We start from the raw sequence: 11,681 nt of genomic DNA, 5'->3' as shown, positions 1-11,681 counted from the left end.
TTCGCCTGATCTCAGCGGCAAACATCGGCCCGAACCTGTTCCACCAATATCGGACGGTTTCGTGGCTAACATCGATCCCGCGCTCATGCAGCAAATCTTCGACGTTCCGAAGAGAGAGCGGGAATCGGATGTATAACATCACCGCAAGACGGATGACCTCGGGACTGGTCTTAAAGTATTTGAAGGAGGCAGGTCTGGTCATGGGCAAAAAGCTACGCAACCGCCCTGCCCCGCTCAACCAAATTTCTTCTGACAAGACCCAACCAATGTTTCTGCGAGCCTGTGGCACATACTCGAACGTGGCATCCTGCTCGTAGTACTTGTCGAAGACAATCCTGCGGTGACGTGCCACCTACAAAGGTCGAGTTAAAATCAAGTATGTATTCATTGCACTTTGCTTCGCTGAACAAGTTAGAACCTCGGTGCGATTTTTCATAAATCTGTTTCTAACGACCACCCCAGTCTCGAAACGCTTCAGGTCTCCAAAGCCTCAAACGCCTTTTTTGCCGCGGTTATAGCGTTCATAGCCGCAGGTACTCCGGCATAGACCGCGATCTGATAGACAATCTCTACGATCTCATGACGCGCCACGCCACACTCCAATGCCGCTCGCATGTGAAAGTCGAGTTGCGCAGGCGCCGTTCCCTGCGCCCCCAACATGGCTACGGTCAGCATTTCTCGGGTCTTCAGATCAATCCCGTCGCGTCCCACAACATCGGCAAATGCGAACCCGAAGATAAGCTTGAATGCATCCGGGTCAAACGCGTCAAGGCTTTCTGATATCCGTGCCGCAGCGCCAGCCTCCATCTGGTCTAGCAAAATCGAAGCCCGTGTCTTACGATCGTGATCCTGGTTGTCTGTCATGTCTACCTTCCAATCAGAAGTTCAGTCAAAAGTGGAGTTGCGTCAGAGAAATCACGTCAGTTCATTTCCTTCGTCATTATCAAATGACAGCCTATGACACGGCACTGTCAGATTAACCGCTATATGTTGTTGCCCTTCGCCGCCACCTTTTCAATTCGAAGGCAGTAGCATTGTCTTCTACAAGGAAATCGACCTTTTAGCGCAGGGAATTTCTAAGGCATTTGCGCAGCACAGCGTAACAAAACGTTTTATTGTAACAAGACCATTTAGTTTACTCAAAAGGGTTCCGGCCCGGCATTGGAATCCGCGCCGCCTCGGGTACCAGGCTGTTCATACGCTTGATATGTTCGGGCAAGCAACGGGACAGGAAATCGTATTTCTCGACCACATGCGCTCGGGCCGCCGGACCGACGTGAACGTAAGCCGCGGGATTTGCGAGCACATCGATCACCTGGTCGGCTAGCGCACCGTCGTCGAAGAAATCCACCAACAGCCCGGTTTTTCCATGGGTGATCGCCTCGCGCACTGGGGCCACATCCGAGGACACCACCGTGGCCTGCATCGCCATCGCCTCAAGCAATGACCAAGATAGCACGAAGGGCATAGTCAGCGCCACGTGACAGCGGCTGATCTGTATGATTTGACAATAGCTGGAAAAGGGCACTTTGCCGACAAAATGCACCCGATCCCAGTCGATCAGATGGCCGACTTCAGCCTCCATTTCACCGCGAAACCCGCTAGGATGATCACTCTTGCTACCGTAAGAAATGTCATCACCACCAACGATTATCACCCGCGCATTAGGTCGCCCGTTTAGGATTTTTGGCAAAGCCCGCATGAAGATATGGAACCCGCGCGCACGCTCCATGTTGCGCGCCATATAGGTGAATACTTCATCTTCTCGGGTAACTGACCGGCCCAGTCTGCTCAGTGACAGGCTGGCCTCTGGATTTGGACCAAGTAAATCGGTGCGGATGCCGTCATGGCAGGTGTAGAATTTGTCGTGAAAGCTGTTGGGAAACGTGTTTCTTTGCCATTCCGTGGGCACATGGCCCAGATCCACAGTCTGGATATTGGCAAAAGGCACCGCATTGCGCGCATGCATCAGGAAGGGCATGTTCTCTGAGACTGGCTCCTCGGGGTCGAAACCGACCATACCACCAGAGCGCAGGTAATAGTATTCGAAGAATCCCAGGATTGGGACATCCGGCCAGACCTGTTTCAAGAACAAAAGCTCACCCCAACCGGTATGGCCAAGCACCAGATCCGGTTTAAACCCTTCCTGCTGTTCAAGCTGACGCGCCATCATTGCCACGCCGAAGCCGACGCCGGTGGCCTTCTCCCAGACTCTGGACAGGCCGTAAGCATCTTTGGTCGGTATGTGATGCGGTTTGTAGACCACGGACTTCACTCCGGCGATCTGCGGTGCAGGGTTGCGTTGCGTCAGAAACACGAGCTCGTGCCCGCCCTGTGCAGCAAGCCATTGAATCAATTCGCGATACTGGCCCGGCATGTTCTGATGAACGAACAGAATTTTCATTTAAGGCCCAACCAAATCGAATCTGATGTTCAAAAGTCTTTCGACAATCCCAGTTCCACAAGTTGCGAATGGAAATCCCATACGACCCAGCTTTCAGCAATCAAGCCGTTTTCAAAGCGATCAATTTGAATTCCTGTCCAATCTACGGCACGGCCGGAAGGTGGCTGTCCCAGATAAGACCCCAATTGCGTCCCTGTGAACCGCCAGTAGGTCGAAACCCTGTCTCCCTCTCCGATCTGCGCAAGGATTTCGACTTTCAAATCGGGAAACGCTTCGTGGTTAGCTTCTACGATTTCCACCCAAGTGGCCAAGTCGACACTGCCGGCACCACCTTTTGCAATTGGCTCCTGATGGTTTCTGTATTCCGGTGAGAAAATCGTAGTATCAACTTTCGATTTTGCTGCCCACATTCCGAGGGCGCGGCGTGACAATGCCTTTTCGTCAACCATCAAACTCTCCTGTGCTTGTATGGAACATGGCGCTTGCGCCACTATCAATCCAAGAAGACTAGTGAGCACAAAACTCCTTCTCAACATTTGTTACTCCAATCTCGCGACCCAATAGGGCTGCTGTTGCTTGACTGTTCGTCTCCGCCTCTGGTGACCCGAGATTTGTCTTTCAAACGAATGAAAAATCATCGCTTTCCAGTTCGAAAACCCGAATATTTCTCAGCGTCAGGCTGTCATTCTCACCAAAGTCCAGAACAGTATTCCTCCCTTCCTGCGAAGCCGCCGTCAGCACGTCGTCAAAACTCTCGACCCCTTCGATATCCAGGACGATCTTGTCGCCTGGAAGGCTCCACCAGAGGAAGTCCAAACCACCTTCGAAATCGCGGATCACGTCGTTGCCACCGTTGAAGACGAAAGTATCGGCGCCCCACCCACCGACTAGCAGGTCATTGCCCTCACCGCCCGACAGAATGTCGTTCCCGAAATCACCCTTAAGGGTGTCATTGCCATCATCTCCGTTCAGCGTATCGTTCCCGAACCCGCCACTCAGCAAATCGTTGTCGTCGCCGCCATTCAGCAGGTCGTCGTGGTTGCCGCCGTGAATGATGTCGTCACCCTGACCACCTTCGAGCGTGTCGTTGCCGGCACCGCCCCGGATCCGATCCTGGCCCATGCCACCTTCGACAAGGTCCTCCCCGCTTCCGGCATGGACCGTATCGTTACCCATCTCGGCTTCGATCGTGTCGTTGCCAAAGTTTCCGCGGATCATGTCGTTGCCGTTTCCGCCATCGATGAAATCATCGCCGCGACCACCCCAAATGGTGTCGTTACCGTCTTCACCGCGCAGAACGTCATCGCCCGAGCCACCCTTCAGCACATCCGACCCAACATTGCCGTCAAGCGTGTCGTCGCCCGACAAACCCGAGAGGGTGTCGGCAAGATGGGAACCATAAAGTGCGTCATTCCCCGAGGTTCCACCTCCACCGTCAGTGATCTGCGCATCAGCTCCAATGACCGCAAGGTAGATATGCGTGTCGCGACCTACTCGCTCAACTTGGAACCTGTCCAATTCTGGGGTGGCGAAGTCACCTTCGATGTCAATGCTTGCATCTGCCGTACCGTCACCATCGACATCTAGCAAAAGCTCAGTCTTGCCGTGGTCGGTAATCCCAAAAGTCACAGACTGCTCGTAACCTTCGAGGATCAGTTTGTCGCCATCGGCGAAATCGGCAATAGCACTGCCATTGATGAAGTGCTCGAAAGTGCCGATGAATATGTCGGCGCCTTCTCCTCCGTATTTGACATCTCTGCCGTTACCGCCCCGGATGACGTCGTCACCGCGCCCACCGATCAGTGTGTCCTCACCGGCGCCGCCATCAAAATCGATGCGGACGAGATCAGTCATGCCTGAGCCGTCGAAAACATCGTTGCCGACATGCCCGTTGAAAGTCACCGTGTTGAGCGCCACACCCGCGGCTGAGAGGCTGCCCGTGACATTGGTCGTTGTACCATTGACATCGGCGTTGATGACGAGCTCTTCGACCTCGCTGACCTCAAACATGTCGCCACCGACAGTAATGTTCAACTTGGGATCTGTTCCGCTGGTTACGGTGATATCCACTGTCGTGCCGGAAACGACGGCGTCGATGCCGTTGTCGGCGTTGATCGTCAACGTATCCGTGTCATCGCCGCCAAGGATCGTGTCATTGCCGTCGCCATAAGACCAGGTGATGTAGTCGTCTCCGGATGCTCCCGAAATGCTGTCGTCACCTGTGCCGCCGTCAATGGTGTCGCTGCCGCTGTCGCCGAACAACGAGTCATTGCCGCCCGCACCGGAAAGTTCTGTATCGACGGTCAAACCGGGCAAGGGAGCGATTTGGAAATTGTCTACCCCGTCCCCGCCTATGTAAGTCACACGTGACAAGTTCACAGTTGTTGAACCTGTATTCGCCTCAATGCTGGCAGTGGCGCTGTCAAACCCACTTGTGCCCGTTGCATCAAAAACAAGCTCTTCGATCCCATCGGCATAGGCGATGCCTTGTTGGAACTCCGGTCCCTGAATCTCGAGATCGATCTCGACCTCATCCGCACCGACGAACAGGTTTGCGTATGTGCTAGCGTTCGCCAGCCCGGACGCCAGGTTGATCGTCACAACATCGGTGCCTGAGCCACCCTTCAAAGTGACATTTTCTGCGTCGCTGACGTTGATCACAAGATTGTCGTCGCCATCGCCGCCATCAAGGGTGTCGTTGCCCAAACCCGCTATCGTGTCGTTCCCGGCGCCACCGTCGATGGTGTTTGCAGTGAAGATGCCGCTGGCAACAATCGAGTCATCGCCATCGCCTCCGTCAATTGTGTTTGTCCCCATTGCGGTGATGGTATCGTTGCCGGCTCCGCCGTTGATCGTGTCGTTTCCACTTCCCGCCGAGATCGAGTCATCGCCGTTGCCGCCATCGATAAAGTTGGCACCGTCATTGCTGGCATTTGTGCTGTCGGTTGCCGAAATTGTGTCGTTACCGTCCCCAGCTTGGACAGAGTCGTTTCCGCCACCGGCCGCAATGTTCTCGCCTGCGATGCTGCCAGCGATGGTGTCGGCGCTGTTTGTGGCAACATAGGCTTCGAAATTCTCGAAATAGGTCTTGGTGTTGGCGTTTGTCACCGACGTCACCTGAGCGGATGCGATATCAAGATCGACACCACCCGCGAAATCCGGCGTATCAAGGCGCAGTGTGTCGGTTCCGGCGCCGCCATCGGCGATATCGTAGCCGAGGCTGGCAATGACTGTATCGTCACCCCCCAGAGCATTGATCAACTCATCGGCAGCCGTGCCGGTGATCTGCTCGGATGCGTCGGTGCCAGTCACAGGTACAAGGCTCGTCGCCACCAGATCCACGTTGAACGGATTTTCCGTGGACACAAACGTGCCATTGGCATCTGCAATGACAAAGACCTCCTCGATGCCGGTCGCTTCGAATGTCTGGCTGATCCAGCTCGAGGGATCCGAAGACGCGTAGTAATAGGCAGTTATGTTCAGCGTGCCGGTGGGGTTCGGGTCGAAAGAACCGGAAGAAGAGGACACATTGATAGCGAGGGTGTTTTGATCAACGTCAAACCCGTCTTCCATGTTGATAATCAGCCGGTCGGTGCCGTCCCCGCCTTCGATCGACTGATAATTGTTAGCGTCTCCGACAAACCATAATACGGCATCATCGCCGGAACCGGCCGAAATAATATCACCTCCACCGCTGCCGCCCGCGCCGCCTTGGATCGTGTCGTTACCGGAACCGGCGTCAATCGTGTCCCGGCCGTCTCCGCCGAGGATACTGTCAGCGCCATCGCCACCTTCCAAAGTGTCGTCACCCGCACCGCCCAAAAGCGTGTCGGCCCCTTCATCGCCAGTTACCGAGTCGTCTCCGAGACCCGCAATAATCGAGTCGTTGCCCGCACCGCCATCAATGGTATCGTTGTTTCCCGAAGCAAACGGGTTGTCGCCACCAAGGATCGTGTCGTTTCCCGCGCCGCCTGAGAGGCTGTCCTCGCCTCCTCCGCCATCCACGGAATCGTTTCCGGCACCGCCGTCCACAGTGTCGTCTCCGTCGAGGGCCTTAATGACGTCTGGGCCGTCGCCACCGACAAGGGAGTCGTTTTCGCTTGTTCCGGTGATCTCGATACCGCCCTCGAAACCAACGAAGCGATCAAAATTAGAATAGGTCAGAGTGTATTCGTTGCCGTCCGCGTCGGTAAATGTGGCCGTTCCACCGTCACCGGTCAGCAATGTATCTTTGGTGATCAGCCCCGAACCAGTAAAGTCCAGTGTGTTCGTACCACTACCGCCGTCAAGCGTGTCATTTCCGAAGCTGGCGACAATCGTGTCGTCCGCACCGCCGCCCGTGATCGAGTCATCGCCGTCGCTGCCGGTAATCGAGTCGGCCGCGTTCGTGCCGATGACAGTTTCGATGTTGGAAAAGGTGAAACCGTATTCACCATCAAGGTTCAAGGTCGGATCGGCGAGGTTATAACTGCTCGACCCGGCGCGCATATCGAGAACAACACCGATATTGAAGCCCGACGCCGAGCGCACCCCATTGACCGCAAGGTCCAGAGTGTCGTTGCCGACACCACCGTCGATAACTTTGCTGACGCTGGTCGGAGTGCCACCAGAGGAATTTGAAAGGACACCGGACACGACAATAACGTCATCGCCCATGCCGCCGCTGATGGTCGCGTTACCGTCCCCGCCGTCAATCGTGTCATCGCCGTCCTCGCCGTTGAGGACATCATTGCCGCTGGGCAAGTTTGGATCCGACCCAAACGCGTAGAGGAGATCGTTGCCGCCACCGGCGTTGATCACGTCATCTTGCTGGCCGCCGTAAAGTGTGTCGGCCCCGTCACCACCGATAAGGGAGTCGTTGCCCAAACCGCCCGACAAGCTCTCGCCTTCATCACCCGGGTTGTATGTACCAGAGGCGGCATCAACAGTATCGTCGCCCGCGATCAGGGTATCGTCGCCGGCGCCGCCGACCAGAGTGTCGAGCCCTGCACCACCAATCAGCGAGTCGTTTCCGTCGTTGCCAAAGATCGTGTCTGCACCAGCTTCGCCATTGAGGGTATCAGCGCCCGTTCCGCCGTCGAGAGTGTCGTTGCCAGCACCACCGCTGATGGAATCATCGCCGCTGCCACCCAGCAGGCTGTCCCCATCATTCGTGCCGAAGACCGTCAAGGCGTAGTCGCCTCCGGTGACCCGCTCAATGCTCGTGAACGATTGGCTGTAGGTCAGTCCGACCGTGTTGAGGTCCGGGGCGCCGAGATTGGTATCGATGGTCAATGTCTGGGCCGAGAGATCGACCGACGCTGAAATGATGGAACCGTCAAAATCATTCGTGAATTCAAGGGTGTCTGTGCCGCTCCCTCCGTCGATCGTGTCTGTGCCCAAGCCGACGATAATCTTGTCATTCAAGTTTCCGCCGATGATGGAGTCGTCACCATAGCCACCATCGATGGTGTTCAACCCTGTAGTGCCGTAAATGGTGTCGTTGTTCGCACCACCGAGAAGCGAGTCGTTACCGCTGCCGCCGGTAATTTCATTGCTGCCCAGGTTGCCGACGATGAAATCGTTTCCGCTACCGCCGTCCAAGGTGTCGGACATTTTAGAACCGATGATCTGGTCGTTGCCGCCCAGACCTTGGTAACTGTAGCCGATTTCAGCGAACTCGGAGGTGGGCTGCACAAGGTCGTCACCCTCGGTGCCGACACCTGCGTTGCGGGTCACGTAGATCTGGGACTGATCGCTGCTATACGCGACCGTAAAACCCGGCGCGTCATATTTGTTGCCGCCGAACACGCTCGACGTCGTCGCGGAATCGAGATCTAGCAGTAAGCTGGTCAGCGATTGATCGCTGTTGTTGCTGACGTTGACCTGATTGAGATCGCCAATAACGACTCCCAGCCCACCGGTAATCGGGAAGCTTTCGGACGCGAACCGAATGATAATATTGTTGGTCGATCCACTTGTGGCAAATTCGATATCGTTTGGATTGAGAGTGACGATGCGATTGTTGCTGTCGGTGTACGTTACGTCGAAGATAATTGTTTCGTAGAATTCAATGTCTGCGATGGTGTTCTCTTCAAACGCAGTGTCAGACACCGACTGGGGAATATTGAAGTGATCGATGTAGAAGTTGTCGGTTCCGCTGCCCCCAATCAGCGTGTCCGATCCGGCACCGGCCGCCAGATAGTCGTCGCCGTCGCCACCATCCAATGTCTCATTGGTCGCGCCGCCATAAAGCCCGTCATCGCCGCCAAGGCCTTCAAGAGACGTCGCCCCAACCGTAACTTTGTAGGGATCGAAAACTGTCTTAAGTTGCTCGACGAATTGGGCATAGGAATAGGCAATAATCGCATCGTTATCATCGGTACCACGAACATAATCGTTGCCGTCACCAGCTAGCGCCTGGCCACCCCAGTTGCCAAATGCGAGTACTGATGCGTTTCCCAACTGGCTTGACAGATTGGCGACTGCGGCGCTGTTGCCGGTATCGAGGGTGATTTCACTACCGGCTTCGGATTGGGTATATGTGCCGTCGCCATTGGCATCGCTGAAAGAGCCATCCCGCCGCTGGGTGAACGAAAGGTTGCCGTTTTTATCATTCTTAATAATCAACGCGTTTTCAATGAATGCCTCGAGAACGCCCAAAGCGTCTTCGCCGCCAAGAACGGTGCTGTTCGGATCGTTGATATCCAGTCTCAGGAAATCATTGTCGATGTTGATATTGGCTATTTTCTGGTCGCCGTCATCGACCAGAATGCTCCAGCCACTATCGCTTTGCACAATGTTAAAAGTCAGGTTGCCGGCGACCTGCGGCAACGGCAACACAATATAATCTTCACGTGGATTGAAATCGACAATATTGACGTAATTGTAGTTGTTATCCTGCGCGCTTGGGATCGTTTGATCGCTTTGGGCAATCCCGGAATCGTTGATAACACTGGCAATGATCGAGCCGAAATCAAACGCTGCAGTGAAGGCGGATCCAACGGGTCCCGGAATGGCGCCAACTGCCGACGCACTGGAAACGAGGCCTCCCACGCCATACCGCGCGAGTTGAATGGCCTGATCCGACGTCACGCTGAGACTGCTGCTGCCAGTGTCTGAGATTATGACCTGGGGAGGTTGGTAGCTGAGGACAAAAACATCGCCCCCGTCGCCGCCGGTCAGGCTGTCCCGGTCGTTCTCATTCATCTGAACCGTCAGGACATCGCTGCCAGCGCCGCCATCCAACGTATCAGAGCCATCCCGGCCATTGAGGAAGTCGTTGCCAGCGCCGCCAAAGAGGAGGTCGTTTCCGCTTGGCTCGTCTACGTCCATCCCCTCTTCGTTGGTCTCGCCGCCGCGAAGGATATCATTTCCTGGCCCGCCATAGATCGTATCGGCGCCGAGTCCCCCTTCAATCGTGTCGTTGCCGGAAACATTCGGATCTTCGGTGGGCAGCGCAATAGGAGGATTGGACCCCGTGCCGAGATAGGTCGGCGCGTTCGCGTAATCACCGTAGATGAGGTCGTTCCAAGCGTACCCATCAATTGTGTCATCGCCGCTGCCACCGACCAGCGTATCAGGCCCTCCGAATGTGCCAACGACGGTATCGTTTCCCCGACCAGCAAAGACGGACACCTGACCCAACGCGTCCGGTTGAAGCAAATCATCGGAGTCGACGTCAGGAACAGTCGGGTCGGGTGCGATATATGCCGTGCGGGAGTAGTCGATAGTGCCGAAGAATACGTTGTATCCTGTATAGTCAGACGAAAGTTTATCGAAATCGGTCCCGAAATAGATTAGAGTTACATCGCCAACGTTGACGACGGTGGCATCGGTTTGATCATAATTTATGGTAGTCATGACGATCCTATCGCGGATTGTTGTTGACCTTGTCCTGAATTATCGCGCGCATTTACCTGCTTCAATTTTTGCGTATGCGCCTCATCGCAAACCTTCTTCGCATCCGAATCCAGTTTTCCTCCAGACTAAGTGAATGATTATATCGCGAAAAATTAATATTTTGTCGTTTTTCTCGCGTACTATTCATACATGACCAAACTGGACCTGCGTCATTTTCAAGCCATCCTCGCTTTGCGCGACCACAACACCACTGTGGCCGCCGCCACTCACCTTGGCTTATCGCAATCGGCCATAAGCCATCAGTTGAAGGAGGCGGAACGCCGACTGGGATGCAAACTCTTCAACCGCAGCGGTCGCCTACTGCATCTGACAACATCCGGCGAATCGATAGCCTCCAGCGCGGAAAGGATCCTTGCCGAAATCGCGCGTCTGGAAAGAGGCCTAAATCCAGGTGCGAAGGCCGAGCCCAATCAGGTCATTCGCATTGCGACCTTTGCCTACAGTGCATTCCGCTGGTTACCCGCTTTTTTTAAAGACATTCAGCGGGATACTCCGGGTTTGGAATTTGAATTTGTCTCTACTGCGACAGGTGCCCGTATCGAAGTGATTGAATGTGGACAGGCAGATCTCGGCATTGTAGCCGGGGACGTCGCGGCAGACGAGATACATGCAATTGAGATTTTCAGCGATGACCTCGTCTGCATTCTGCCTAAAGCACATCCGCTCGCAAAAAAGGCATATGTAACTGCAGAGGACTTTATGGCTGACCCGTTCATCACCTATTCAATGTACGGCGAGGCCGGGCTAGAAGAAGAGCTGCTTTGGAGTAAGGCCGGGATACGGCCACGCTTGGTCAATGCCGGTCATACCGACGCCGTTATCGAGATGGTGAAAGCCGGGTTTGGCCTGTCCATCCTGAGCCGTTGGGCAGTAGATGCCGCATGTACCGAGGGAGAGGTGGAAAGTGTCCCGATCACGTCGACCGGTCTGTCCATCCAGTGGAGTGCTGCCTATCGGAAATCGCACCCCGAGTTTGAAGCACTAACCCAAATTGCAATGTCATTGCGCAATTGGTGCGCGACGGCCCGATTTCCAAAGTGAAGCGTCCAGACTCCCGCGGTGAATTGTCAGAACGGTGCTGTCAGACAAATTCGAACCAGTCTTAGCCAGGCCAGTATAGCTGCCCCTTATGCCGCACCAAGTTCGCGCCACTCTGTGAGAGCGGCGGTGCGTGTCAGCTTGAAGGTGTCTCGGCAGGTAAGTGATCTTTCCTGGTTGAAGTGGTTGTAAACGGAGGAGTGGACGGAGGCGAATTTCTGTAAACTTCGCATGCGCCTGAAACGCTGCATGGCGCGTTCTCTTCGTCGAAACGGCAGGTGAGAGTTCTCAACCCGACTATTTAGCCACCTGCCCGTCTGTTGTTTTTCGGTGGCTC

The 11,681-nt window shown here is 55.0% G+C and carries 6 protein-coding genes and 1 pseudogene; 1 reads left to right on the top strand and 6 read right to left on the bottom strand.

The window, feature by feature from the left end; translation table 11 throughout:
- From GOW98_RS24515 to GOW98_RS24495, 5 genes and pseudogenes are all read right to left on the bottom strand, one after another.
- Nucleotides 1–202: pseudogene (locus GOW98_RS24515) on the bottom strand (IS6 family transposase); the annotation flags it as partial.
- Nucleotides 203–474: 272 nt separating this feature from the next.
- Nucleotides 475–864 carry a carboxymuconolactone decarboxylase family protein gene (locus tag GOW98_RS24510; protein ID WP_170337076.1) on the bottom strand — a complete coding sequence of 130 codons (390 nt, stop codon included), beginning with the start codon at nucleotides 862–864 and terminating at the stop codon, nucleotides 475–477.
- Nucleotides 865–1,135: 271 nt separating this feature from the next.
- Nucleotides 1,136–2,404: a glycosyltransferase family 4 protein gene (locus GOW98_RS24505; protein ID WP_170337074.1), complete on the bottom strand. Its 1,269-nt coding sequence runs from the start codon at nucleotides 2,402–2,404 to the stop codon at nucleotides 1,136–1,138.
- A 29-nt stretch (nucleotides 2,405–2,433) separates the two neighbouring features.
- Entirely contained in the window at nucleotides 2,434–2,853 is a 420-nt protein-coding gene (locus GOW98_RS24500; RefSeq protein WP_170337072.1) for an ester cyclase, read from the bottom strand.
- Nucleotides 2,854–3,022: 169 nt separating this feature from the next.
- A complete protein-coding gene (locus GOW98_RS24495) occupies nucleotides 3,023–10,246 on the bottom strand; it encodes a calcium-binding protein (protein WP_170337070.1) in 7,224 nt (2,407 codons plus the stop codon).
- A gap of 189 nt (nucleotides 10,247–10,435) precedes the next feature.
- Between GOW98_RS24495 and GOW98_RS24490 the strand changes: the two genes are divergently transcribed.
- On the top strand, nucleotides 10,436–11,347 hold the full coding sequence (locus tag GOW98_RS24490; RefSeq protein ID WP_170337068.1) for a LysR family transcriptional regulator: 912 nt from the start codon (nucleotides 10,436–10,438) through the stop codon (nucleotides 11,345–11,347).
- Nucleotides 11,348–11,433: 86 nt separating this feature from the next.
- Here the strand turns inward: GOW98_RS24490 and GOW98_RS24485 are convergent.
- Nucleotides 11,434–11,681: DDE-type integrase/transposase/recombinase (locus tag GOW98_RS24485; RefSeq protein ID WP_170337066.1), on the bottom strand; the 248-nt coding region annotated here is incomplete at its 5' end.

The sequence above is a fragment of the Ruegeria arenilitoris genome, from assembly GCF_013032445.1.
GTDB lineage: Bacteria > Pseudomonadota > Alphaproteobacteria > Rhodobacterales > Rhodobacteraceae > Ruegeria > Ruegeria arenilitoris_F.
This window is presented reverse-complemented; position numbering and strand designations above follow the sequence as displayed.